The organism is Candidatus Njordibacter sp. Uisw_058 (assembly GCF_047730065.1).
Classification (GTDB): domain Bacteria; phylum Pseudomonadota; class Gammaproteobacteria; order Pseudomonadales; family Balneatricaceae; genus Njordibacter.
This window is the reverse complement of the sequence record NZ_CP159829.1, coordinates 1,720,333-1,746,872: the sequence shown is the minus strand read 5'-3', so window position 1 is coordinate 1,746,872 and position 26,540 is coordinate 1,720,333. Positions and strand designations below refer to the sequence as shown.

General features: G+C 45.4%; 23 protein-coding genes and 1 tRNA gene. 16 read left to right on the top strand and 8 right to left on the bottom strand.

Translation table 11 applies throughout. From position 1 onward, the window contains the following. Positions 1-119 precede the first annotated feature (119 nt). A tRNA-Val gene (locus tag ABXT59_RS08180) sits at positions 120-195 on the top strand. A 131-nt stretch (positions 196-326) separates the two neighbouring features. Here ABXT59_RS08180 and ABXT59_RS08175 read toward each other — a convergent pair. Further along, positions 327-1,445 (bottom strand): MBL fold metallo-hydrolase, encoded by a 1,119-nt coding sequence (locus tag ABXT59_RS08175; protein ID WP_443635444.1) that lies wholly within the window; start codon positions 1,443-1,445, stop codon positions 327-329. A 135-nt stretch (positions 1,446-1,580) separates the two neighbouring features. Continuing rightward, entirely contained in the window at positions 1,581-2,222 is a 642-nt protein-coding gene (locus ABXT59_RS08170) for an NAD(P)H-binding protein (protein ID WP_443635442.1), read from the bottom strand. Between the two features lie 568 nt (positions 2,223-2,790). Between ABXT59_RS08170 and ABXT59_RS08165 the strand changes: the two genes are divergently transcribed. The 10 genes from ABXT59_RS08165 (at position 2,791) to ABXT59_RS08120 (ending at position 13,690) form a co-directional block, all read left to right on the top strand. Continuing rightward, positions 2,791-3,300, top strand: a complete 510-nt coding sequence (locus ABXT59_RS08165) for a hypothetical protein (RefSeq protein WP_443635440.1) — start codon at positions 2,791-2,793, stop codon at positions 3,298-3,300. Between the two features lie 15 nt (positions 3,301-3,315). Further along, on the top strand, positions 3,316-4,020 hold the full coding sequence (locus ABXT59_RS08160) for a response regulator transcription factor (protein WP_443635438.1): 705 nt from the start codon (positions 3,316-3,318) through the stop codon (positions 4,018-4,020). Positions 4,021-4,023: 3 nt separating this feature from the next. Continuing rightward, positions 4,024-6,123: an ATP-binding protein gene (locus ABXT59_RS08155; RefSeq protein ID WP_443635436.1), complete on the top strand. Its 2,100-nt coding sequence runs from the start codon at positions 4,024-4,026 to the stop codon at positions 6,121-6,123. A 121-nt stretch (positions 6,124-6,244) separates the two neighbouring features. After that, positions 6,245-6,520 carry a hypothetical protein gene (locus tag ABXT59_RS08150; RefSeq protein WP_443635434.1) on the top strand — a complete coding sequence of 92 codons (276 nt, stop codon included), beginning with the start codon at positions 6,245-6,247 and terminating at the stop codon, positions 6,518-6,520. A gap of 10 nt (positions 6,521-6,530) precedes the next feature. Continuing rightward, positions 6,531-7,019, top strand: a complete 489-nt coding sequence (locus tag ABXT59_RS08145) for a hypothetical protein (protein WP_443635432.1) — start codon at positions 6,531-6,533, stop codon at positions 7,017-7,019. Between the two features lie 393 nt (positions 7,020-7,412). Next, positions 7,413-8,669: a sarcosine oxidase subunit beta family protein gene (locus ABXT59_RS08140; protein WP_443635430.1), complete on the top strand. Its 1,257-nt coding sequence runs from the start codon at positions 7,413-7,415 to the stop codon at positions 8,667-8,669. A 2-nt stretch (positions 8,670-8,671) separates the two neighbouring features. Further along, positions 8,672-8,944 (top strand): sarcosine oxidase subunit delta, encoded by a 273-nt coding sequence (locus tag ABXT59_RS08135; protein ID WP_443635429.1) that lies wholly within the window; start codon positions 8,672-8,674, stop codon positions 8,942-8,944. Further along, the gene (locus ABXT59_RS08130) at positions 8,941-11,910 is read left to right on the top strand and encodes a sarcosine oxidase subunit alpha family protein (RefSeq protein ID WP_443635427.1); all 2,970 of its coding nucleotides are present in this window, start codon (positions 8,941-8,943) and stop codon (positions 11,908-11,910) included. The genes ABXT59_RS08135 and ABXT59_RS08130 overlap by 4 nt, the downstream gene beginning before the upstream one ends. Beyond that, entirely contained in the window at positions 11,910-12,434 is a 525-nt protein-coding gene (locus ABXT59_RS08125) for a sarcosine oxidase subunit gamma (protein ID WP_443635425.1), read from the top strand. Before ABXT59_RS08130 ends, ABXT59_RS08125 begins: the two co-directional genes overlap by 1 nt. Positions 12,435-12,562: 128 nt before the next feature. Beyond that, entirely contained in the window at positions 12,563-13,690 is a 1,128-nt protein-coding gene (locus ABXT59_RS08120; RefSeq protein WP_443635423.1) for an aminotransferase class V-fold PLP-dependent enzyme, read from the top strand. Between the two features lie 164 nt (positions 13,691-13,854). Here the strand turns inward: ABXT59_RS08120 and ABXT59_RS08115 are convergent, their stop codons facing one another. Beyond that, positions 13,855-14,370, bottom strand: a complete 516-nt coding sequence (locus ABXT59_RS08115; RefSeq protein WP_443635421.1) for a flavodoxin family protein — start codon at positions 14,368-14,370, stop codon at positions 13,855-13,857. 26 nt (positions 14,371-14,396) lie between these two features. On the opposite strand from ABXT59_RS08115, the gene ABXT59_RS08110 reads away from it, so the two are divergent. The 4 genes from ABXT59_RS08110 (at position 14,397) to ABXT59_RS08095 (ending at position 18,219) form a co-directional block, all read left to right on the top strand. Continuing rightward, a complete protein-coding gene (locus tag ABXT59_RS08110; protein ID WP_443635419.1) occupies positions 14,397-14,714 on the top strand; it encodes a YciI family protein in 318 nt (105 codons plus the stop codon). A 125-nt stretch (positions 14,715-14,839) separates the two neighbouring features. Beyond that, a complete protein-coding gene (locus ABXT59_RS08105) occupies positions 14,840-15,334 on the top strand; it encodes a GNAT family N-acetyltransferase (RefSeq protein WP_443635417.1) in 495 nt (164 codons plus the stop codon). Between the two features lie 119 nt (positions 15,335-15,453). Next, positions 15,454-16,713, top strand: a complete 1,260-nt coding sequence (locus ABXT59_RS08100) for a valine--pyruvate transaminase (protein WP_443635415.1) — start codon at positions 15,454-15,456, stop codon at positions 16,711-16,713. A gap of 144 nt (positions 16,714-16,857) precedes the next feature. Next, positions 16,858-18,219 (top strand): MFS transporter, encoded by a 1,362-nt coding sequence (locus tag ABXT59_RS08095; protein WP_443635413.1) that lies wholly within the window; start codon positions 16,858-16,860, stop codon positions 18,217-18,219. 121 nt (positions 18,220-18,340) lie between these two features. On the opposite strand, the gene ABXT59_RS08090 is transcribed toward ABXT59_RS08095, so the two are convergent. The 4 genes from ABXT59_RS08090 to ABXT59_RS08075 all read right to left on the bottom strand — a co-directional run bounded on the left by ABXT59_RS08090 (position 18,341) and on the right by ABXT59_RS08075 (position 23,248). After that, positions 18,341-20,167 (bottom strand): ABC transporter ATP-binding protein, encoded by a 1,827-nt coding sequence (locus ABXT59_RS08090; RefSeq protein ID WP_443635411.1) that lies wholly within the window; start codon positions 20,165-20,167, stop codon positions 18,341-18,343. Positions 20,168-20,254: 87 nt separating this feature from the next. Further along, positions 20,255-20,590, bottom strand: coding sequence for a 4a-hydroxytetrahydrobiopterin dehydratase (locus ABXT59_RS08085; protein WP_443635409.1), 336 nt, complete (start codon positions 20,588-20,590; stop codon positions 20,255-20,257). Positions 20,591-20,636: 46 nt separating this feature from the next. Then, the gene (locus ABXT59_RS08080) at positions 20,637-22,361 is read right to left on the bottom strand and encodes a SulP family inorganic anion transporter (RefSeq protein WP_443635408.1); all 1,725 of its coding nucleotides are present in this window, start codon (positions 22,359-22,361) and stop codon (positions 20,637-20,639) included. A 5-nt stretch (positions 22,362-22,366) separates the two neighbouring features. Further along, positions 22,367-23,248, bottom strand: a complete 882-nt coding sequence (locus tag ABXT59_RS08075; RefSeq protein ID WP_443635406.1) for an MBL fold metallo-hydrolase — start codon at positions 23,246-23,248, stop codon at positions 22,367-22,369. A gap of 260 nt (positions 23,249-23,508) precedes the next feature. On the opposite strand from ABXT59_RS08075, the gene ABXT59_RS08070 reads away from it, so the two are divergent. Continuing rightward, a complete protein-coding gene (locus ABXT59_RS08070; protein ID WP_443635404.1) occupies positions 23,509-24,441 on the top strand; it encodes a flavin reductase in 933 nt (310 codons plus the stop codon). 27 nt (positions 24,442-24,468) lie between these two features. Here ABXT59_RS08070 and ABXT59_RS08065 read toward each other — a convergent pair whose 3' ends face one another. Then, on the bottom strand, positions 24,469-26,502 hold the full coding sequence (locus tag ABXT59_RS08065; protein WP_443635402.1) for an oxidoreductase: 2,034 nt from the start codon (positions 26,500-26,502) through the stop codon (positions 24,469-24,471). Positions 26,503-26,540: the final 38 nt, after the last annotated feature.

Below are 26,540 nucleotides of genomic sequence, written 5' to 3'. Positions count from 1 at the left end.
TATCAGCCCTTACAGACGGTGAAATATTAACACTATTTAATCATTGACCTAAGATGCCATTACCTTATAATGTTCGATCTGATTTGGCGGCAGTTTTCACTGCGTTGGATCACGAATGTGGGTGATTAGCTCAGTTGGGAGAGCATCTGCTTTACACGCAGAGGGTCGGCGGTTCGAACCCGTCATCACCCACCACTATTGTTAAAAAAAGACGGTCTACTGGGTAGGGCGTCTTTTTTTTTGGTTCAAATTTTTGTGGGACTATTGTTGGAAAGCTTTGGAACTGCGTAGCCTTGTAACTGGGTAAAAGGGTCCTGACCTGCGATCTAATCGTCACGCCACCATCCATTGGGTTGTTTGAGCTGATTAAGCTGCAACATTTCACCAATTTGTGGCACCACAATGGCTTGCCCTAGTCGTTTAGCCTCTGCCAGGGCCCGCTCTGGAGGCTCATTCCAGTCGTGCAAAGACAGTGTAAAAGCTCCCCAGTGCATAGGCATCATGACTTTTGCCTTAGCATCAATAGCCGCTTGTACCCCTTGCTCTGGTGTCATGTGCACACGAGCCCAACGGCGGTTGTATTGCCCCGTGTCTAAAAAGGCGATGTCGATCTCTCCAAAGCGACGCCCAACTTCTTTAAAGTGAGGCCCATAGCCACTATCACCAGAAAAAAAGATACGCTGTGACTGGTTCTCAACCACCCAGCCGCCCCACAAGGTTTTATTGCGAGTATCAAATCGGCGGCCTGAAAAATGCTCTGCAGGGGTTAAGGTAAATTCACTTGCTCCCAGTTGAGCAGTTTGCCACCAATCTAATTCAGTAATGCGCTCAGTAGCAATGCCCCATTGTTGTAGATGCAGTCCTAAGCCCAAAGGAACATAAAAGTGCCCCACTTTAGTCGCGAGTTGTTTGATGGACACCATGTCCAAGTGATCGTAATGATCGTGAGACACGAGGACAGCATCGATTTCAGGCAAATCTTCAATGCTAATGGGTAATTTTTCACTATACCGAGAGCCTGCCAGCATGGGGTGGGGTGCTGGGGTACTCGTCAGCATAGGGTCAAATAATAGGTTCATTTGACCCACTTGCATGAGAAAGGTGGAATGACCAAACCAAACGATGCGAGTTTCTTTAGTCGGCTCAAGAAGAGTTTTCGGGGTCACAGGTAGTATTTCTACGGGCTTGTCAGGACGCATTTGGGCGTCACTAAACAAAACTTCCTGTAACCAGCCCATCGTTCTACTAAAGCTTCTCTTTTTGGACGGCCATGCTATTGTATTGCTAAAGAGTGTGCCGTTGAATTGCTTGGAGTCTTGGTAAGGCTGTAAGCTTGAAGGATCAAGGTCCGCACCAAATTGATCGCTGGTATGGTAAAATATATAACCCCCTAGGCTCAAAAGAAATAAAAGGGTGACTATGGTCAATGTGATTTTCTTGATCATAAATGTATTATTCTATGTGAATTGGGCACTCTTTTTATCTCATGAAAAAAGTGCTTAAAGGTGCTTAAAGCTGCTTAAAGATCTTTGGTGTTTATGGATAGCCAAATAAAAGCCATGAATCAATTTAGCATTTTTTTATGTTAGAAGGTCATCAAAAAAGTAGTAATTAATTCCTGGCTTGGCATGTTTTTTAGAGATCATGGTTTTAGCTAACAATGCCGCATCCACACTCCTATATTTTCTTGCTGAGCCCATAAAAAATACATCCATTATTTTTGCAATTTTCATGACTACATGTTCTAACAGTGTCCTTGGTCTGCCGCCATTGCCGATTAGAAAACTGGGCCGAAATATATTAACTGATGTAAAGCCGAGTTTTTGAATGGCTTCTTCTAGCTCACCTTTAGTTTTTAGATAAAAGTTTTTTGAAGAACTATCTGCACCTATTGATGAGATAAGGCTTATGGTTTTCGCCCCTGCTGCACTGGCTTTTTTAGCAACGCCTAAGCAGTATTCAAAATCAACTTGTCGAAACTGCTCTTGGCTACCTGCTATTTTAATGGTGGTTCCAAGGCAAATAAATACATGGTCACATTTTGGTAGTATGCCATCTTTAATCAACCCATCAAAATCAATAATAAGCTCACTGGCATGACTGGGTAGATTAGTTAATGGTCTTCGACTTAACACAATGACTTTCTTTTTTTGAGCGCAAAGTTGCTGGAGAATGTTGGTTCCAACTAAGCCACTAGCGCCTGCAATGATAGAGGTCGTCATCTTATGTCCTTGAAAATTAGCAGTGTTTATTTATGGTGATACATTTTAAATAGGGTTGGGCTTTAGTTAGATTAGATTAAATTAGATCACATTTTTTGTGAATTCAATTAACAAGTTTTATGACGGTAATGAGTCACAGCAATTAGGCCTGGTTGATGTCTTGTGAAGCACATATTTTAGACTCAAACTATAAATGCAATGTTGCGATAGGTTCAATGAAATTGGATTGAACAGTTTATCTATTAAATTAAGTCGAGGCAATTTTAAATACCGTATTGTATTAAACGAGTGTTTATACCAGGCTCAATGAAAACTCAGTGAAAACTTAATGAAAGGTTTTGCTTTGAAGGCAAGATGGTTATTTCACTACTGTATCAGTTTAGATGTTTAGTCATCGTTAAAACACAAGTGTGAAGTTCGCCTAACTATGAAGATTCAGTGAATTAATGCGGTTACGAGCGGAATCCCCTTGGCGTGCGACATGTGAACTGGTAACTTGACCATAAAGCCATGGCTACAAAAGAGTACCCAAATCTTTATGTTTGGCACCCAATTAAGAACACTGACTATGCAACCAAAAGCGCTTAGCATTATTTTGCTACTGATGTTTTTGCTGTTAATTTCGGTTGGCAGCGTTGCTGGTCAACCCAAGCAGTGTCAAAAACCAATGCACTCTGATCATATTATTTATGATTGTTATGGCGACTGGGCCGTGCGCCATGTGTTTGAACGGGGGGTGTTAACGCATAAATATTCTGATGCCACAACGGTCATGGACGTGGGTTGGTTTGGTTCGACTGAGTTCCAAATTAACCGCCGCCAAGACGGGTCTATTTACTACATTATTAACAGCCAAATTGATCGCGTAGAAATGATCATAGAGGGTCAAGTGTTTAAGGCCGAGCAAGCACCTAGCGCAGTTTTCTACGGCCCTGTGACAGACCCTATGTTAGAGGCGATTTCTGAGACTAATTTACCAGTGAAAATGTTGATTTACAGTGAAGGAAAAACCATAGAAGCGGCCTTTTCTGCAACTGGGTCTAGTGCTGCATTGCGCTGGATTGGCGCAATAGATTAATAGCAAGGAGCAGGCATGAGTAAAAATGGCACCATAGTGATTGTTGAGGATGATGATGATCAAAGGTCAAATTATGAAAATTTGCTGAGCCGTCGTTTATATACCGTCCACGCCTTTGCCACCAAAGTTGAAGCCCTTGAGCACTTAAGCCGTCATCGACCCGATCTACTTATTTTAGACATTATTTTAGGCAGTGATTACGATGGCGGGTTCGAACTTTATAGTGAGGTGGTAAGATACCATGAAGGCCTTCCTGTCTTGTTTTTAACGGATCGTGATGGTGAGTTTGATAAAGTGTGGGGCCTAAAAATGGGGGCTTGGGATTATCAATCTAAGCCCATTAGTATGGAATTTTTAGCAGCCAAAGTAGCCACACTGATGATGCTGGCAAACAATCAATCGCGGCCTAACGATGACGCTAATACAGAATTAGTGCGGGGAGACCTCGTGTTAAACACGTTATCTAGAAGTGTGGCCTTTGCCAACCAATCTGTATTGAATCTTACGGTGACAGAGTTCAACATGTTACATGCCCTAGTGCTGCGGCCGGGCAATGTCATCACTTATGAGCGCTTTGCTCAGGTCACGCACTCTAGTGTGGTTGAAAAAAACACCATTAGTGCACACATCAAAAACTTGAAGAAAAAAATTAAAAGGGCTGCTCCTGAATTTAATGGCATCGATTCTGAATATGGTCTTGGTTATCGGTGGAAGGTTTAACGAGTGGCTCAAGTCGTGAGGCGAAAACGTGGCTTTAAGTTATCTTTTCAGGTTTTGAGCCTGCTCGTGGCACTGTCTGCAGTACCTTGGCTCGGCTATCAGTTCATCAGTGAAGCCAAACAATTTTTAGATGCAGGGCAGTTAATCTCTCAAGAACAATTTGGCCGTTCTGTGGCCAATACCTTTTATAACAAAAAAGAAAGCCTGACCTTGTCCCTAGCAGAAGGGGCCCCTTTACCTAAAACCTACTTGGCAACGCCTATGACCGTGGATGGGTCGAAACAAGATTGGCAAGATCAAAGTTATAGGAAGGTGTCCTTTCCTCAGCGTCAGTTTTACGATGGCTTTAGTTTTTCTGTCGCTATAGGAGAGCGTAATAATAGTCTCTATGGGCTTATTGAGGTGCGAGATGTGGACCCAGATTATGCCACAGGCAGCCTTAACGGTTTTGGTGCAAGAGATCATGTGCGTTTGGAATGGCTCAATCAGCACGATGCGATTGAGCGCGTGGTGTTGGTGCCTCAGCAAGACGGGTTTGTGGCCATTTTCAGAGTGGGTCCTGATTGGCGACGTGACACTGTGGATCGCTTTCAAGCAGCGCCTATTGAAGCACTCATGAGTCCAACTCTGGACGGCTATGTGCTCGAGATTAAAATAAATAAAGCCAACATTAATGCAAAGCAACAACTGCGTTTTTCTGCCTATGATGGAACCACTAAAAGTGGTGTCTCTTCTATGGGTTCTACCAAGGGCTTCCACACTTTAAACACCAGTTCTTCAGTGGCGAATCAATTGTTGGGGCGTTTGGCTAAATCAGTCAGTTATATTGCCTTATACGACACTAATTTTCAGTTAAGGGCCCAATCTCAGGTCAAACTTCGCCAGTATGCTGAGCGTGTTCGCACCACGGTATGGCAGGACGTGGCTAGCGTCATAGAAGAAGCCATGATGCTCTTGTTACATATAACCATGGGTATAGAAGGGGACGAATCAGAGACCCAAGGGGAGCTTCTGCGGGTGGCCCAGTTGGGTGACTTGGCGCAGGCCCGCTGGTCTTCTTTGGGAGGCGGTGGTTTTTTAGCCACTGCTGCACCCGTATTGGCTGATGATGGCAACGTGATTGGCATTGTGCTGGTGAAGCAATCGACTGATCAAATCTTAAAATTACAGCTTAATTCTTTACAAAATATTGTGCTCTTTAGTGTGGCGGGTATTTTGCTTATTTTTTCAATTGTGTTTTTCTTATTTTGGCGCTTAGCCTATCGAGTGCGCAAGTTACGCATAGAAACAGCCAATATGGTCAACGATGAAGGGCGCCTGGTGGCGAGTAAAATTGTGGGGCAGGTAGATCGAGAGGATTCCATCGGAGATTTAGCTCGCAGTTTCTCTGATGTCGTGTCCAAGTTGCATGAGCAGCAATCCTTTATGTCAACTATGCCTCGCACACTGAGCCACGAAATTAAAAACCCATTAAATGCGATCTCTACCTCACTGGCTAATATGTCAGACTATCCCCTAGATAAAGAGATCAATAGTTATCTAGAGATTGCTAAACGGGGCTTGCACAAAATTGAGTCGATTTTGTCTAAATTATCGTCAGCTGCAAATCTTGAACAAGCGTTAACTAATGATGAACTAGAAGCTCTGGACGTCAATCACTTTTTGACTGTGTATTGCCAACATCAGCACCAAATGGCTGGCAGCAACGTGGTCATTGAGTATGTGGCTAACAAAAAAGCGGCGATGGTGCAGGCCGTGGATTATCGCTTAGAACAAGCGCTTGATAAGTTACTCGATAATGCGCGAGATTTTCACCGTTCTGGAACCTCAATCAAGGTGCGTTTGTGGGCCGATAAATTTGACTGGGTGATCGATGTTGAAAACCAAGGAGATCAAGTTGACTTGGATAAGGCAGATCAACTCTTTCAGTCTATGGTGACATCTCGAACCCAGGCTTCGGCAGGTGGGGCAGGCCACTTCGGCTTGGGGTTATACGTTGTACAAACGATTGCTCAGTTTCATAAAGGTACTGCTCAGGTTGCCAACTTGGCCGATGGCTCTGGTGTTTGCTTCTCTATAAGGCTACCAGCCAGTCTCATTTAATTTTGATCCATAATCTTCATCATTTCTTCAGACTTATTCCATACATCTTCAATAAGTCTTCCCTAATTCCCCATTGTTAAGTTGTTTAATGGTTGTCATGCCAATAACAAGGAGCAAAATCATGGGCCTTAACTTACTTCAACCCAATAATGTGCAACATATTAGTTCTGTGGAACACCTACAAGTAGAATTACTCATGCTTTATGGAGAAAGCTGTGACATTGGTGAAGGCAAACACTATACCAGCTTAACGGGGCGTGGCCTGAAGCGGCTAGTGCAAGACATGCAGTACATACAACAACACCTTAAGGCCCTACGCAGTACTTACCTAATTGATGCTGATGGTGAAACTGTGCTCACCGTGGGTCACAAACATAATCACCCTAAAACCCTATGAGGTGTATTCCATGAAAGCCATAGACGAGTTTGAAAGCCGTTGTATTGAATATAAAGATCAAGACCCAAAGCAAGATTTAACAGCCTCAGCGGTGTATTTGTTAAGTCATAAAGTGGTTTATGCTGAGGTCACCTATATGGTGCCAGAACATCCACCTGGAGTTGAAATATTGGCCATTATTATTAAAGACGTGTGCCAAGGTGAGTCGCACTTTACCCAGGTGTTCGAACAAATCGCTGTGCGCTATATAAGCCTAGTCGGCGATGGTGGTATATCACCACAAGTGATTTTTTATTATGTCAGCAACGTGGTTATTTCACTACTGGTGTTAAGTCGGAAAAATAGCCAATTATCTACTGATATCCTGATTAAAATCATTCAGCGTTTTAATTTTAGAGATACGATTTTGAGAGCCGGTATTGAGGTGATTGCTGCAGAGGTCTTACGTCGCTGTTTCATAGCTATTGAAAGCCCCCCACTTAGTGCTGAGGTTTATTGAACTGTGAGTCTTGAAAGCGAGTTTTTATGGCTATTTTTGAGCTGTTTTTATGGTCGTATTTTAAGTCTATTGGGAGGCTATTAGGAGGCTATAAAAGGGGCTAGTATCATCGTTAAAAACCTTAATAATGTTTGCACTTTGTCAAAGTTGTCTTAGACTAATTGCTTAGTCAAAACAAAAATAAAGTGGTCTCAAAGTGCATAAAAGTCGAATATATCCTGTTTATTGTCATTTTGTGTTTAAAAGCGACATAGGGTGTCGATATATCCTTCTACCCTCCAGCTCAATTATTTTACTTTTTCAGCACTAGATAAAGTTCCTATCTATATAGGTATGCTTTAGAATTGTGCACCATAGTCAACTGTGGCTAAAATAATAACAGCGGAGGCACACATGGGCCAATATAACGCCCTAAACATCGCTTGGAACGCGCTACGAGGCCATAAGCATTGGCAACGTGCGTGGCGTGATCCAGAGCCAAAATCTAACTACGACGTCATTATTATTGGTGGTGGTGGTCATGGCCTTGCTACGGCGTATTACTTGGCGAAAAACCACGGTATTACTAATGTGGCGATCCTTGAGAAAGGCTGGATTGGCGGCGGTAACGTGGGCCGTAATACAACCATTGTGCGTTCTAACTATTTACTCGACGGCAACTCGCCCTTTTACGAGCATGGCATGAATTTGTGGCGCGACATGGCCCAAGACTTAAACTACAACGTCATGTTTTCTCCCCGTGGCGTTATGAACATAGCCCATAGCAAATCGCAATATGACACCTTTGCTCGCCGAGCCAACACCATGCGCTTGAACGGTATCCAAGCGGAATTACTCAGCCGAGAGGAAGTACTTGAGCGCGAACCGATTATTGATGGCAGTTCTGACACACGCTTTCCTTTGTGGGGTGGCATTTTACAACCCGATGCGGGTAACGCTCGCCATGATGCTGTGGCTTGGGGCTATGCCCGAGCCGCTGATCAGCTAGGTGTAGACATTATTCAAAACTGTGAAGTCATCGACTTTATTAAACAAGGTGAGCGCATCATCGGTGTTAAAACTAGCCGAGGAGACATTCATGCTGAGAAAGTAGGCATGGCTGTTGCAGGCAGTTCCAGTCGGTTAGCCGACAAACTGGGCCTGCGCTTACCTATTGAAAGCCATGTGCTGCAGGCTTTTGTTACGGAGCCCTACAAGCCATTAATTAATGGCGTTGTCACTTTTGGTGCAGGTCACTTTTATGTATCTCAGTCTGACAAAGGTGGGGTAGTATTTGGTGGTGACATTGATGGCTACAATACCTACGCTCAACGGGGCAATTTGCCTGTGTTTGAGGATGTGATTGCCGGTGGTTTGACCATGATGCCATGTTTATCTCGGCTCAAGTTGCTGCGCAACTGGGGTGGGGTCATGGACATGTCTATGGATGGTTCCCCAATTATTGATGTTGGTCCTATTGATGGTTTATACCTCAACACGGGCTGGTGCTATGGTGGCTTTAAAGCCACGCCTGCTTCGGGTTACTGTTTTGCGCATACGATTGCCAATGACGAAGCCCACGAACTTAATAAAGCTTATACCTTAGATCGTTTTGCCAAAGGCTACGCGATTGATGAAAAGGGTATGGGTCCATATCCAAAGGCGCACTAATTATGATTAGAATTAATTGCCCCTATTGTGGCGAACGTGAACATAGCGAATTTACTTACGGTGAAGATGCGACTCGTGCCACACCAGAAAACAACGCTCCACTGGAGCAGTGGAATAAATTTGTTTACGAGCGGGATAATCCAGCAGGTGAGCACATTGAATATTGGCACCATGCGTTTGGTTGCAGGGCTTGGTTGAAAGTTCAACGTAACACCTTAACCCATGACATTTCTTGGGTGGGTTTGCCCCATGAAAATCCGGAGGCTGCATCATGAGTGGATTTAGACATGGCTCAGGTCGTTTAGGTGATGCCCATATTAACTTCACCTTTGACGGTAAACCCATGCTTGCTCGAACTGGTGACACTGTGGCTTCTGCCCTGTTAGCTAATGGTGTAGAAGTGGTGGGGCGTAGCTTTAAATACCATCGCCCGCGTGGCGTGACTTCAAGTGGGCCAGAAGAAACGGGTGCTTTGGTGACTATTGGTTCAGGTGGAAAAGCTGAACCCAATGCGCGCGCTACAATGGAACCTGTGACTCAAGGTTTGGGTGTGTTCTCCCAAAATTGTTTCCCATCCCCAAAATTTGACTTAATGTCTGTTAATGGTTTGGCGGGTGCAATTTTACCAGGCTCTTTATTTTCGGCGGGTTTCTATTACAAGACCTTTATGTGGCCTGCAGCCCTTTGGTACAAGTTTTACGAGCCATCTATCCGTGCAGCTGCTGGTATGGGCGTTCCACCTAAGGTGGCCGACCCAGATCTATACGACCGCATTAACAGCTTTTGTGATGTGGCCGTAGTAGGCGGTGGTGCTGCCGGTCTGACTGCAGCCTTAAGTGCCTCCCAAAGTGGTTTGCGCGTCGTCTTATTCGATGAACATAACGACCTAGGTGGTCAGTTGCTCAATGAAACCAATAACCTTGAAAATGCCAACTTAGAAGAGTGGCGGGCTGACATGATAGCGGCGCTGCATGCAGCTTCTAATGTCAAAGTACTCACGCGCACAGTTTGTTGGGGGCGCTTTGATGGCAACACACTGGCGGCACATCAAAGTGTGGATGGTAAGGTGCGCCAAAATTACCACAAGGTACAAGCCAAGAAAATCATCATCGCGGCGGGAGCCATTGAGCGCCCATTAGTGTTTGGTAACAATGATAAACCCAACGTCATGTTGGCTTCTGCTGCGCGCAGGATGTTGAACCATTATGGTACAGCCACGGGTAAGTTGTTGGCTGTATTTACCAACAACGACAGTGCTTATCAAACCGCCTTTGATTACGCTGATGCTGGCATTAAGGTCTCTGCATTGGTGGACAGTCGCCAGTACCCAAGTCAAACCTTGGTGGATGGCTGCCAGTCACGGGGCATTATCTTGCACACCCAAGCTGTAGTCACCGAAGCGAAAGGTTGGCAAGCTGTGCGTAGCATTGAAATTGCAGACTTAGCGGCGAATGGCCAAAGTGTCTCCAATCGTCGTCGCGTTGCTTGTGATGTGCTGGCTCATTCAGGTGGTTGGACACCACAAGTTCAAATGGCCTCTCACGGTGGCAAGCCCCCAGTGTTTGATAAAAAGATTGCGGCTTTTGTCGTGGGTGATCAAGCCCCAGACACCTACTCAGTAGGCGCAGCAGAAGGCGAAAGTAATTTGTTAGTGAACGTGTCTCAGGCAGTTGACGCAGCCAAGGCTGCATGCGCTGAACTTGGTACAGAAGCAGGTGCAGTGACGCCTCCCCCTCAAGACCGTGAAGGCACAAGCAACATTGTGCCCTTATGGAGTGTACCCGCCAAAGGTAAGCAAATGGTGGATATTCAGCATGATGTCACGGCCGCTGATGTGGTTCAGTCGCACCGGGAAGGATTTGTGTCTGTAGAGCACCTAAAACGCTACACCACCTTGGGCATGGCCAATGACCAAGGTCGTACTTCTAACGTTAACGCACTCGCCATTATGGCTGAGTGTCGTGGTTTGAGCATTGCTGAAACAGGGACTACCCGTTTCCGTGCGCCCATTGCCCCCGTGTCTATGGGTGGTTTTGCGGGCCGCGAAATTGGTAAACACTTTAAGCCTGTGCGTCGAACTCCTATGCAAGAATGGCATGAGCAAGCGGGCGCAGTATTTGTTCAAGCGGGCATGTACATGCGGCCACAGTATTACCCGCAAGCGGGCGAAACTATTGATGATGCCTATGAGCGTGAAACGGCTCACGTTCGTAAGAAAGTGGGTATTTGTGATGTAACGTCTTTGGGTAAAATTGAAATTGTAGGCCCAGATGCTGGTGAATTTCTTGATCGCGTTTACATCAACATGTTCAGTACTCTCAAAGTAGGCAAAGCTCGTTATGGTGTCATGTTGCGTGAGGATGGCATTGTTTATGATGATGGCACCACCTCTCGATTTGCTGAAGATCGTTTCTTTATGACCACCACAACGGCCAAAGCGGGTCCCGTAATGGCCTATCTTGAACGTTGCTTAGAGATTGATTGGCCAGAATTGAAAGTGCGTGTGAGCTCTGTGAGCGAGCGTTGGGGTGGCATGGCTGTTGCTGGTCCTGATGCTCGAGCAACTTTAATTGCCGCTTTTCCATCAGTAGACTTTAGCAATGAGGCGTTCCCATTTATGGGAGTCGTGCATGCTGAGCATAATGGTGCCAAGCTGATTTTCTTACGCATTAGCTTTTCGGGTGAAATGGCTTTCGAAGTGTATGCCGAATCTGAATACGCAACTGATATATGGCAAACCATTATAGATGCAGGTCAAGTGCACGATATCGTGCCTTACGGCCTTGAAACACTGGGTGCTTTGCGTATTGAAAAAGGTCACGTTACGGGTGCAGAGCTTGATGGTAGAGCCACCCTAGGTGACGTGCACATGGATGGTATGGCGTCAAAGAAGAAATGGTTTGTGGGTAAAAACTTAAAAGACCGAGAAGGTTTGGTACATCCAGATCGTCCCCAACTGGTTGGCTTAAAGTCTGTTGACCCTCGCACACCGATTGCTTCAGGTTCTATATTAGTGACCGATGCTAACGCTACTGCGGGTGCAGACAAGCAAGGCTGGGTCAGTTCAATGACCTATAGCCCTGAGCTTGGTAATTTTATTGCTCTGGGTTTCCTAAGGGGTGGTAAAGACCGTATTGGCGATCGCATTTACGCTGCTTATCCAGTCAAAGGCAAAACCGTTGAAGTAGAAGTGGTCAGTAACCACTTTGTTGATCCAACAAACGAAAGGGTGAAAGGCTAATGGCTAATGCATTAAATGGGCATTTTGAAATGCCACAAACTTTCCCTGCAGTGAGCATCGATGTCACTGCCACTAACATGTGGCAACTTGAAGGCTGCGACAAGGTCGATGCTCAAGTGGCACATCTCACTGGAATGGCGGTGCCATCTCAAGGCCAAGTTACTGTGCAAGGTGACGAACGATTGGTATGGGCAGGGCGAGATCGTTATTTGTTAACCACTCAGCGTTCAGATCTAACAGATCACGATGGTGTATACGCAACAGACCAAACTTACGGTAAAACTCAATTACTCATTACCGGTGAGGATGCCCGTGCGTTGTTGTCTCGGGGTTTACCTCTAGATATTGACGAAGGGCAGTTTGCCATTGGTGAAGTTCAGCATAGTCACATTAACCACATTGGCGTGAGTGTGATTCGAAATGCGGATGTGGGTGGTCAACCTCAGTTTGAGGTGTGGGTGATGCGCGGCTTTGCCAAATCTTTGATGGAGTTTTTGGTGCATTCAGCACGGACATTACGCTAAACTAGACGCTGTAATAAAAGCTACTAACTGTTAACATTACTGGCTTTTAAGTATCCAGACCAACGCTTTTATTCGCCATTTTTCCCACGCATAATGGCTAAAGATCGAATCATTTTTTAGGAGGCACCATGCCAGGCTTATTACCCAATGTAGACCCCGATGGATTATTAGAATATTCGGTGGTTTATACCGACCGAGCCCTTAACCACATGTCCCAGTCTTTTCAGGGTGACATGCGTTATATTTCTAGCACTTTAAAAAGTGTTTACGCTGCAGACCAAGTGGCTATTGTACCAGGTTCTGGAACCTTTGGTATGGAGGCAGTTGCGCGCCAGTTTGCTACGGGTAAAAAAACCCTAGTCATTCGTAACGGTTTTTTTAGCTACCGTTGGACTCAAATTTTAAACATGGGCAGTATTGCTTCAAGCTCTACCGTGCTAAAAGCCCGGCAAGCACAAACAGGTGATCAAGAAGCTTTTGCTCCAGCACCCATCGATGAAGTTGTTGCGGCTATCGCGCGTGACAAACCGGCGGTGGTGTTTGCGCCCCATGTGGAAACGTCGGCAGGCATTATCTTGCCTAACGACTATATCAAAGCGGTCACCGACGCTGTTCATGCTGTGGGTGGTATTTTTGTCTTAGATTGTATTGCTTCAGGTTGCTTATGGGTAGACATGAAGGCCTTAGGCGTAGATGTGTTGATTAGTGCACCGCAGAAGGGCTGGAGTGGACCACCGTGTTGTGGTCTGGTGATGATGAGTGGTGCAGGTGTTGTGGCTTTGGAAGCAACCACGAGTACAAGTTTTGCCTGCGATCTTAAAAAATGGCGTGACATCATGGTAATCTACGAAAATGGCGGCCATGCTTACCATGCTACGGTGCCTACAGACGCCATCGCTGGTTTCGCTGCAGTAATGCGTGAAACAGAAGCCTATGGGTTTGATAAGGTGAAGTCTGAACAGCAAGAATTAGGTGACGCAGTGCGGGCATTGTTAGCTTCTAAGGGCATTAAAAGTGTTGCGGCTGAGGGTTTTGGTGCACCCGGTGTGGTGGTGAGTTACACCCAAGACGCAGCGGTTCAAAACGGTAGTAAGTTTGCGGCTTTAGGCATGCAAATTGCTGCTGGAGTGCCCTTAATGTGTGATGAACCTGAAGGTTTTCGCACCTTTAGATTGGGTCTATTTGGCCTTGATAAATTGCACAACGTGGAACGTTCGGTGGCCACTTTGGATAAAGCCTTAAGCCAAGTGCTTTAGAGCAAGCGGTTTTAAGCTAAACAAAAGCTAAATCAAAGTTAAGTCACAGTTAAGTCACAGCGAAGACAAAGCCAAGTAAAAAGCCCGCAATGTGGGCTTTTTCATGCCTTTGCTTGAATGACCTGTATCGTTAGAGTCTCTGAAGCATAAAAATACGTGCATCGTTAAAGTATGCCTAAATCCAAGCCTGCGGTCATATATTGGCCCATCTCAAAGCAGGGTTGAATGAAATCTTCTTGCCATGGCCCCTTGCAAACCAGCACGGGTTGCGCCAAATTCCAACGCAGACCCTTACAAATAGATTCTATCGCTCTTCGTGTGCCGGTTCCATCGGTGCCTGCTCGAATCACTAAGGCATAGGGTAGTCCTTGCTTTAACTCTAGTACTGGATAATAAACTCGATCAAACCAATCTTTGGTGGTACCAGCCATATAACCTAAATTTTCTGTGGTAAATATTAGCACGGCATCAGCATCAAGGAGTTGCTTCGGTTGGCACTCCAAAGGCGCCACCATAGAGATGGACACATTTTCAGCTTCTGCAGCGCAACTTCCAGCAATAAAGGCTGACGCCATTTGTTGGGTGTTAGTAGACGGCTGGTGAGCAATAATAAGTAATTTTTTGTGCATGGGCGCAGTGTAGCAGACCTGTAAATAGGTATCTGCTAGACTTGTACACAAATAGCTAACAATCAGGAATCTTAACTATGGCACAATTCATCATCACATATTTAGGTGGTAACCAACCAGAAACGCCAGAAGAGGGTCGGGGCCATTTTGATAAATACATAAAGTGGATTAATGCCCTGGGCGAGACTGTTATCAGTGCTATGAACCCTCTAAAAGATACGCATCATATTGCGCCAGATGGCGTTGTTTCTTCTGGTTCAGGCACGCAAATGTCGGGCTTCACCATCATCGAAGCAGCATCTATTGAAGCTGCAGTAGAGATCACCATCACTTGTCCCTTCACTGAGATTGGTGGTAGCTTAGAAGTGTCTGAATTGGTGCAAATGTCAGACTAACTTGGGTCACTTTAGTTTCACCCGCCTTGGGCTAATAAGAGGCACACCTTGATCATGCTGTTAGGCTCATTTGCTATAACATATGCGCTAACTCGCTTTGTTTAATACACCCTTGGGAAACACTCATGTCAGATGTAAAACCGATTTCAATTACCCTAGTTGATTATCAAGATGCGCAACAAATGTCCCATTTAATACAACAACTGAGTCACTATGCGCTGGATGATATGGGTGGTGGTGAAGATCTATCAGCAGCGGTCAAACAGCGTTTGTTAATCGACTTGCCACAACAACAACAAAATTTTAGCTTATTAGCGTGGGTAGGAGACGAGTGCGTAGGCATGACCAATTGCCTCTGGGGCTATTCAACCTTTGCAGCCCAACCCTTGGTTAACATTCATGATTTAGGGGTACAAAAAGAGTATCGGGGCATGGGCATTAGTACGGCTTTATTAAGTGCAGTTGAAACCCATGCGGGCTCCAGAAATGCCTGCAAAGTGACCTTAGAGGTACTTGGTAATAACCTCATTGCCAAGGCCTCCTATAGTAAGTTTGGCTTTAACGCCTATGAACTGTCTGCAGGCACAGGCAAAGCAGAGTTTTGGCAAAAATACCTGTAATCTGCTGTGAATGATGAAGCCCAAACCGCATGGGGTGGTGGCGTAATTTAGTCAGGTGATGTAATTATGTGATGTCATCCATGGCTTTGCTTGAATCCCATTTTATCTGGAAATAAACTGTGAAATTATCTGCATTTGGTCAAAAATTTAGTGGTAATGCTGGCATCACGGTGCTGATGGATGACATCACTAATGCCCTCTCTAGTGATCGTGACATGATTATGATGGGAGGTGGAAATCCAGCGAATATTCCACAAATTGAAGCTATTATGCAGCAACGTCTGCAAATTTTATCGAGCAATCCCGCCGCGGTAAGGCAACTTTTGGGGAGTTATGACCCAGCTCAAGGTAATACGGCACTCATTGATGCGTTGGCTGAGTTATTCAGTAAAAAACTGGGTTGGCCTGTCACCCGGCATAATATTGCCCTGACCAATGGCAGTCAGTCTGCATTTTTTATGCTCTTCAACATGCTGGCTGGTGAGTTTGACGACGGCAGTTATAAACAGATTCAACTACCCATGGTGCCAGAATACATTGGCTATGCTGATGCGGGCATTGGTGATAACTTATTTACCGCAGCCCACCCTTTGATTTATGAGTTAGAGCAACGGCAATTTAAATATAGGGTCAAATTTGATGATTTACATATAGGCCCAAATACGGGTGCTATTTGTGTGTCTAGACCAACTAATCCAACGGGCAATGTCATTACCGACGATGAAGTAGAACAACTAGATGCATTAGCCCAAACCCATAATGTGCCTTTAATTATCGATGGTGCTTATGGCCTACCATTTCCTGGCTTAATTTATACCCCCGCCAGCCCTTTTTGGAATGACAACACCATTGTGTGTCTGAGCTTGTCTAAGTTTGGCTTACCAGGCGCTCGCACAGGAATTGTAGTCGCGAACGAAGAAACGATTAAAACCCTCTCTGGCATCAATACCATTATTAATTTAGCCAGTGGTAGCTTTGGTGCGGCTTTGACCACAGACATGATCGCCTCGGGTGAGATTATTGACCTTAGCCAAAATGTGGTGCGCCCTGCGTATGAAGCACAATTGGCGTTTGCTCAAACTACCCTGCAGCAAGTGATGGACCCAGCTATTCCCTACGCCATTCACAAACCAGAAGGCACTATGTTTATGTGGTTATGGTTCAAAGGCATGCCTATTTCCAGTCAGGAACTTTATGAGCGTCTTAAACAAGAAGGAGTGATTGTGGTGTCTGGGCATAATTTCTTTGTGGGCATCAAAGATGATTGGCAGCATCAACACGAATGCATACGCATTAACTATGCAGCCCAAAATCCAGAGCGCATTGCTCAAGGTTTAAAGCTGATCGCACAGGCAGTGGGTCAGGCGTACCTAGGCTGATAGGGTAAAAAGTAGGTTTTAACTAACCCATATATTAATTTTTACTATATTTTTAATTAATTTTGATTTTCACTCTATTCACCGGCTTAAAAAAGCAGTATTGTGGCGCCCATAAGGTCAGCTCTTATGGTGGAGATAAACGCCATGTTGCAAGAAATAAAAGCCAGTTGGGCCCTGCTCCTAGGCATTGGGTTTATTATGGTAGGCAATGGCCTGCAGGGCACGCTATTGGGTGTTCGAGCAAGCTTAGAGGGGTTTGAAGTATTGACCACGGGTGTGGTCATGTCGTTTTACTTTTCGGGTATGCTCGTGGGCAGCATTGTGACCCCTAAGTTGGTGGCTAGGGTAGGGCACATTCGGGTCTTCGCTGCATTAGCCTCTGCGGCCTCCATTGCTATTTTGTTGCACAGTGTTTATGTCAATCCATACACATGGAGCTTGATGCGCCTGGTGACAGGCATTTGTTTTTCTGGTTTGTTTGTGGTGACTGAAAGTTGGCTAAACGACCGAGCGAGTAACGAAAATCGTGGCGCCATATTATCCATCTATATGGTCGTGGTGACTTTAGGTATGGGCAGTGGTCAATTCTTGTTGAACGTGGCCGACCCAGCCAGTACCGATCTGTTTATTCTTATTTCTGTGATCATTTCTTTTGCTTTGGTACCTATTCTGCTAACTGCTCGGCCTGCGCCCGCTTTTGATCAGGCTGAAAGCATGTCGCTGTTTGCCCTCTATAAAGTCTCTCCCCTAGCCGTGATCAGCAATGCCTTAACAGGTGCAGCCCACGGCACTGCATTTGGCTTAGGGGCTGTATATGGTTTACAAAAAGGCTTTGATAATAGCTTAGTCGCGTTATTTATGGCGTCGTTTCTGTGGGGTGGTTTCTTACTGCAGTGGCCTATTGGATGGTTATCTGACAAGTATGGTCGGCGTGGCATTATGTTAATCACGGCTATGGCAGCAGTAGTCATGTGTTTATTGGCGTCGGTATGGGACATCAGTAGCAGCAGTTACATTCCCCTTATTGCCATGGTGGGCGGTTTAGTAATGCCTATGTATTCCCTGTGTGTGGCTTATGCGAGTGATCGACTCTCTCCAGAACAAATCGTATCAGCCAGTGGTGCCATGGTTATGGCTTCTGGTATTGGCTTGAGTGTGGGTCCAATTTTGGTGGCCTTTGCTATGTCGAGCTTTGGTCCTGATGTGTATTTCATTGGCATCGCCTTGGCTTTTCTAGCCATTACCCTAGCGGTATTAAATAGTATGTGTTATCGCGAAGTCACCTTAGCAGACGTTGAAGACCAGTCCCCTATATTGGCTGCAGGTGTCATTGGTACGCCTATTGCCGCCTTCACTGCGCCTGACGCTCAAGACTATGCTGAGGCACTAGAAGAGGACGAATTAGAGCTATTAGATGATAGTGACGAGTGGACTCAAGCGCCTATTGCGGGTCCAGAGATTGCGGTGCCAGATGCCGATGCATCCGCTGAGGAAGACCACTACTAATGGGGCAGTAATTCCCCATTGAGGTGTCTTGCCAAAGTGATAAAAATACAGTTAACAAACTTAGCTCAAAATACAGTTAACAAACTTTTAAATCGACTTGGAATCACTTTGGTTTCGATGATTAATCTAAACCAATAAAGCCGCCAGTTTGATGTTGCCAGAGTTTGGCGTAAACGCCATTCAGAGCCAGTAACTCTTTATGGCTACCTTGCTCAATAATATTGCCTTCGTCAATGATCACCAGGCGATCCATGGCGGCGATGGTCGATAAACGGTGGGCAATTGCGATGACCGTTTTGCCATCCATAAGGCGATTTAAGCTGGCTTGAATGGCAGCTTCTACCTCTGAGTCTAAGGCTGAAGTGGCTTCATCTAACACCAATATAGGTGCATTTTTAAGCAGTACACGGGCAATGGCAATTCTTTGACGTTGGCCACCAGATAGTTTCACGCCCCTTTCGCCTACTTGAGCCATATAGCCGCGGTTACCTTTGGGATCTTCTAAATCGTCGATAAACACATTGGCTTCGGCTTGTTTGCAGGCAAGGAGTAATTCGGCATCTGTGGCATCAGGTTTGCCATACACAATGTTTTCGCGCACAGAACGATGTAGCAGTGAAGTATCTTGTGTCACCATGCCGATAGCCGCACGTAAGCTGTCTTGCGTGACTTGGCTAATGTCCTGACCATCAATCACAATTTTACCACTTTCTAAATCATGGAAACGCAGCAGCAGATTAACTAGGGTAGACTTGCCTGCTCCAGAACGCCCGACAATGCCCACTTTTTCTCCAGCTTTAATCTGTAGGCTTAAGCTATCGATGACCCCATGGCTCTTACCATAGTGGAAGCAAATAGCATCAAAGTTAATGTGTCCATGAGTCACTTTTAATACAGTGTCAGCATTATTGAGCACAGTTTGAGGCTGAGAAATAGTGTGCATGGCATCTGCTACGGTGCCTAAACTCTCATAAAAGTCATGCACTTCCCACATCAGCCAATCAGAAAATCCCTGTAAGCGAATAGCCAGGGCTAAACTGACCGCGATCATGCCTAAACTAGCACTATGGTTAAGCCATAAATAAATATCCACCGCCGCAGTCGCAAAAATAAGCAGGCTATTTAAGCTCGTAACAACGACATCCATCCAGGTGCTAAGACCCATCATTTGAAACACATTAAGCAAAAAAGAGTTCATAGACGACTTAGCGTAATCCGTTTCTTTTTGCGTATGGGCAAACAGTTTTACCGTGCTAATGTTGGTGTAACTATCCACGACTCGGCCCGTCATGATGGCACGTTTGTTGGCTTGGTCTTCTGCAATTTGGCCTAAGCGGGGCAGAAAGTAAATCATGGCGCCAGTAAAAAGTACTAACCAAATCGCAATGGGTGCAGCCATGCGTAGGTCGGTGTTTGATAACAGCACTAGCATAGAAAATATGCCCACCACAACGTAGGCAAAGGTGTCGCAAAGTTTACCCACGACTTGCCTAACAGCGATAGAGCCTTGCATGACTTTGGCGGCTATACGACCCGCAAAATCGTCTTGGTAGAAGTCTAAGCTTTGTTGTAATAAATAGCGGTGGGCTAACCAACGCACGCGCATCGTTAAGTTGGGTAATAGGGTTTGCATGCGAATCAGATTATTGAGCAGTCCAATAACAGGCACCACAAGCACAATTAATATGCCCATTAGCCATAGCGTACTGGCTTGATCATTTAAAAATGTGGCTCTATCTTGCACACTAAGCCAATCAACCAACTGGCCCATGAAACCAAATATAATGACTTCAATGGCAGCAAAAGCACCTGCCGTGAGGGCCAATAAAAACATATAACGTTTCATGCCATCGCAATAGTGCCAGCAAAAACGCCACACGCCCTTGGGGGGTTGTTGGGGTTGCTCCGGGGGGTAGGGGTCAACTAAGTTTTCAAAAAACTTTAACATAATGGCATGCATCTGATGCGAACAAGCGTTTATTTTAGCCCAAAAGCTTGAAGCTAGCTTCTGTTTATAAGGTGGTTTTGGATTAACTTACTCAATGAGGCTATCTGTTTTAGCAGCCATGATGAAATCGTTATGATGCAGGCCATTAATGGTATGCGTCCACCAATTAACAGTAACTGAGCCCCATTCAGTTAAAATGGCTGGATGGTGGTCTTCCAATTCGGCTATAGCGCCAAGCCGATTAGTGAATTCTAAGGCTAAATTAAAGTTTTTGAACTTATACTGGCGCTGAAGTTGTTGCATTCCAGCCACAATAATAGGCTCCCAAGCTGGAATTTCCTGCATTAAGACCAACTGGTCTTCATGGCTCACTGTGGGGGTGCCAGAACGACATACGGCGCATTTTAATTGACTTAACTGCATGCTGTTTCTCACTCTTTTGAAGACCTGCTACCTAGGTCAAGCGGGCCTAATAAAGTTGGGTTAAATCTTGCCATGCTTGATGCTGACTTAAGTATACGGTGCCGGTGAGTTCATCTGCAAAGTTAATCCTGTGTAATCGATCTAACACGGGTCCTTTAACATCTGAAAAGTGCATTTTAATGCCTTTTTCGTCTAATCTAGTGTTTAATTCTAACAAGCTTTGCAGCGCACTTGAATCGATATGGTTAATACCAGACGCCACAAGCACCAAATGCTCCATGGCTGGATGGCTGGCCAATAAGCCATTGATCCGATTATCTAAGTAGCGAAGGTTACCAAAAAATAAACTCTCGTCAATCCGCAGAACAAGCACTTGTTTTACTTGTTTAACAAGGTGGCGGTCTATATTGCGGAATTGTTCACCACCTTCAACTGGGCCAACAATGGCAGTATGGGGACGACTAGTGCGCCACAATATAAGGCTGATCGTCGCTGTGACACCCGCGATAACACCCGCTTCCACCCCCACCAATAATACCGTGCAAAGGGTAACCATCATGGCTGCAAAATCATGCTTACTATACTTCCACGTAAAGGTGATTTCATGGGGTTCAATCAATGTGAGTACAGCGACAAAGATAGTAGCTCCTAACACAGCCTTGGGTAAAAAAGCCAAGTAGGGTGTCAGGTAAAGACTTGCGAGGGCAACCCCTAGGGCGGTAAAAACACCAGCCATGGGGCTTCTTGCGCCTGCATCAAAGTTAACTACAGAACGTGAGAAACCGCCTGTCACTGCAAAACCACCAGAAAATGCAGAGGCTACATTAGCTGCGCCTAAACCCAAAAGTTCATGGTTTGGGTTAATCTGTTGACGTCGTTTACTGGCCAAGGTTTGGGCCACTGACATGGATTCTACATAACCGATTAGACTAATCATGAGGGCAGAAGGCATTAAGGTGGTGACTAATAAAATACTTAATTCAGGCCAAGTGAAGCTAGGTAGTTTTGCTGGAATATGGCCCACAACCTCCACACCAAGATGATCTAAGTCAAAGGTTGAAACCAATAGAATAGAGAGTATGACTGCACCCACAGGTGCAACTTTAGTCAAACCTGAGGCTGCAGATTTGCTCATAAAACGGCATAAAAAAATCGTCAAAGGTGCACGAGAAAGCCACAAAAATACAATGGTGACGACACCTGTTACAACGGTCAGGAAGTGAGAATTTGTGCTGTATTGTGCAAGTTCAACAACCAATTCAGGTAAGTTATGCCCAGCTAGGGGAATACCTAAAATGTGTTTCAACTGACTCAGGGCGATCAATATGCCAGCCGCTGTAATAAAACCGGTGATGACGGGGCGACTTAATAAATTAGCGATAAAGCCTAATCGAAACAAGCCCATAATAAACATTAAAGTGCCAGACACTAAAGCCAAAGTCATAGACAGGATTAATACGTCTATGCCACTAGACATGTGAGCTAGGCCCACAGCATTGGCTGATAAAAGGGAAACTACTGCGACCGGACCAACGGATAATGTGTGGCTGGAACCAAATAAAGCATACGCCAAGAGTGGGAATATGCTGGCATACAAGCCGGTTTCAGCGGGCAAACCAGCTAACATTGCATAGGCTAAGCTTTGTGGAATAAGCATAATGCTTACAATCACAGCCGCCATCATGTCAGCCCGTAAGCTACTCAAATCATAGTTTTTTAACCATATTAATGCAGGCAGTTGAGTCACACCAAACCTGCTCGCTTTTCCCATGCCGGTTAAGTACCCATTTGATTAACAGGGATCTTAATGTAAGCAATGCCATTATTTTCAACTGGAGGCATATGGCCTGCGCGCATATTCACCTGCACTGAAGGCAATAATAGTCGGGGCGTATTAAGCTGTGCATCACGGGTTTCGCGCATATGAACAAACTCCGTTTTGGATTTTCCCACTAAATGAATATTGTTGGCCTTTGATTCTGCAACACTACTTTGCCATAAATATTCGCGTCCACCTGGAGCGTAATCGTGGCACATAAAGAGACGGGTGTTATCGGGTAAACTTAGAATCAATTGCAGTGAATCATATAAAGCCTTGGCATCTCCACCGGGGAAGTCACATCTTGCTGTTCCATAATCGGGCATGAATAAAGTATCACCCACAAAACAGGCGTCACTCACCACAAAACTCATGCAGGCAGGAGTGTGGCCTGGAGTGTGAAGTGCCATGATTGTTAAATGCCCTAGTTTTAATATTTCGTTGGGGGTAATCAAGTGATCGAACTGACTTCCATTCCGTGCAAAGTCGTCTTCAGCATTAAATAGATGACCAAAAATATCTTGCACATGGGTAATTTGGTCACCAATCGCTATCTTGCCACCCAGTTGGCTTTGGATGTAAGGTGCCCCTGATAAGTGGTCTGCGTGCACATGGGTTTCCAATAACCAGATGAGGTTGAGGCCCTGCTCTGTGATGTGCTTAATCATTTTGTCTGCGGAGCGCGTGCTTGTCTGTCCCTTGCTAACATCATAGTCGAGAACACAGTCAATGGCGGCACAGTCTTTAGTTTCTGGGTCTTCAACGACGTAACTCACCGTTGATGTTGCCTTATCAAAAAAGGCGGTAATCACTGGCACACCTTGCGTAGAATTTGACACGATACCTCCAACATTGGACTCAATCTGTGGCTTAATTGTACGAGAGTTTATTAGAGTTTGCAAATTATGTTATAACCTTATGCTTTAATACTATAAGCTATTTATTTAACGCCACTTAGTTCGAAGCACGAATATTCATAAACCCACTGTTTATTGGTATTTAGCTTAATTTTGATCATTTTTTATAAGATTAAACCTTACCTTTACGGAGTTAATGCCTATAATAGCCAGCTGTTATTTACTGTTTATTTGGAGTCCTTATGTCTACAGAATCTTTTAGCACCCGCGAATTTCGTGACGCTTTGTCGTCATTTGCCACGGGCGTGACTGTAGTGACCTGTTTAGACGCAAACGGTGAGCCAGTGGGCGCCACGGCGAGCAGTTTTAACTCTGTGTCTATGGATCCTCCATTAATTTTGTGGAGCATTACCAAAACAGCATACAGTGCCGATGCGTTTATTAATGCTAAGCACTTTGTGGTCAATGTTCTAAGTGCTGAGCAGATGGCAACTTCCAATCAATTCGCTCGCAGTGGCACAGATAAGTTTGCCGATGTGGAGGTAGAACAGGGTATTGGTGGGGTTCCCACATTACCTGGAGCGATCACCTTCTTTGAATGCGAAGCCTGGGCAACTTACGACGGTGGAGACCATGAAATCATTGTTGGCCGAGTGAAAGGTCTGCGCAGCATGGCAGGATCTGGGCTCGTCTTTTACCGGGGTGCCTACGCTACAGCAGAAGCCATTCCAACCTTGGCGCCCACAGAGACCAATGATGTAAGTCACTTTATTGATAACTATTTGTTGTACTACATGTCACGGGCGACGCATCAAATGGGTGAAGAATTTCATCAATTGGTGGCGGATGATGGCCTAACAACGAAAGAGTGGCGCGTACTGGCATGTTTATACAATGAAAATAGTATGAGCCTAGCTGACCTTGCTAAGCGCACGATGGTGGATCAAACAACCTTATTAGAACTGTCTATAGAATTGCAAAAACAGAATATGGCGCGCGTACAACAGCTAGATGCGGGTACCAAAGTAACCGGCACAGCTGCGGGCCAAGAGCGAGTAGCGCATTTAATAGAAGACTACCAAAAGGCAGAGAGTAACGCCCTGGAAGGGTTGGATAGTGATGCGTCTGAGACTTTAAAAACCATGCTACAGCGTATTATTAAAAATACGGATTAGTGGCAGCTAGCCTTTACTTACCAAACTTTATAGCTCTATAGCAAGCAATGTGCCTTGGCGGATAGCGCGTTTAGCGTCTAATTGAGAGGCTTTTTGGGCTCCTCCAATCAGGTGATATGGGCGCTCTAAGCCTTGGCTTAAACTTTGGTTTGGATCTTGTCCGGCACAAACAATAATATGGTCTACATCTAAAACCTGCGCTTCACCCCCCACTGTTAGGTGCAAGCCTTGGTCATCAATGGCCTGATACTCGCAGCCAGCCAGCATATTAACTTTCTTCTGCTGTAATCCAGTGCGATGCACCCAGCCCGTAGTTTTTCCTAAACCAGCGCCCACTTTGCTAGTTTTACGCTGTAATAAATAAATCTCGCGCGGCGAAGCTTCTATATTTTGTGGTATTTCAGCCACCCCACCACGGGCTTGCATGGTCATATCAATGCCCCACTGAGACATAAACTGAGTCACGTTAGTGCTGGGTTCATGGGTGCCGTGAGTTAAAAATTCTGCCACGTCAAAACCAATGCCGCCGGCACCAATAATGGCCACCTTGGGCCCTACGTTTACGCCTTTAATCACCTCTAAATAGTTAAGCACTTTAGCATGGTTATGGCCGGGCAATGCCAGCTGGCGAGGGCTAACCCCTGTAGCCAAAACTAATTCGTCCATTTGCATCTGATTTAACGCTTGAGTCGTTAAACTTGTATCAAGTTTCACCTCTACATTGAGCTCCTTTAGCCGCACCTCAAAATAACGTAGGGTTTCACTAAATTCTTCTTTACCTGGAATGCGTTTGGCGATATTAAATTGGCCACCAATTTCGCTAGCTGCATCATACAAAGTGACCTTGTGGCCTCGCTCTGCTGCAGTCACAGCGCAGGCTAAACCAGCGGGCCCTGCACCCACAATAGCAATCGTCTTTATAGCTTGGGTAGGTGCAATAATAATACGGGTCTCTTCACAAGCTCTTGGATTAACTAAACAACTACTGGTTTTGCCATTAAACACATGGTCTAGGCAAGCCTGATTACAGCCAATGCAGGTGTTAATGCGTTCGGCTTGATTGGCAGCTGCTTTATTAACAAATTCTGGGTCAGCCAAGAAAGGGCGAGCCATAGAAATAAGGTCTGCATCGCCATTAGCCAAAACTCTTTCTGCCACTTCTGGTGTGTTGATACGATTAGACGTGATCACTGGCACAGTAAGGTGTTTACGCACCGCATGGGTGACCCAGGTGAATGCAGCGCGAGGTACTTTGGTAGCAATGGTGGGTATGCGTGCTTCATGCCACCCAATACCCGTATTGATTATACTAGCACCGGCTTGCTCAATGGCTTTACCTAACTGAGTCACTTCAGACAAGTTGCTGCCTTCGGGCACTAGATCGAGCATAGAAAGGCGGTAGATAATAATAAATTTTTCACCCACTGCAGCGCGCACGCGTTTGACCACTTCAATAGCAAGACGGGTGCGATTGTCGTAACTGCCCCCCCATTCGTCATCCCGCTGGTTGGTTCGAGTGACGATAAATTGATTTAAAAAATAGCCCTCACTGCCCATGACCTCAACGCCATCGTAACCTGCTTGTTGAGCTAATTTAGCACTATAGGCAAAGTCCTCAATTTGCTGCTCAATTTCTTCACTAGAAACAGCTTTTGGAGTAAACGCATTAATGGGCGCTTTAATGGCAGAGGGGGCGATGGCATTAGGTGAATAGGCGTAACGTCCTGTGTGCAGAATTTGCATACAAATTTTGCTGCCCGCTTGATGCACGGCATCAGTGACTAAGCGATGTTGGGCAACTTTATCAGCCTTATCTAGGGCCGCGGCGCCACTAAAGGTCAACCCTTGTTGGTTGGGTGAGATGCCACCTGTGACAATAAGGCCCACACCACCTCTAGCCCGCTCTGCGTAATATGCCGCTAAACGCTCAAAACCATTTTTAGCCTCTTCTAGGCCTGTATGCATAGACCCCATGATGACTCGATTTTTTAAGCGAGTAAAACCTAAATCTAATGGTGCGAGTAAATGGGGATAAGCTGAAGAAGGCTCAGAAGTGGTCATAATTAAAACATGTGTTTGATGTATAGAATGTCAGGTTA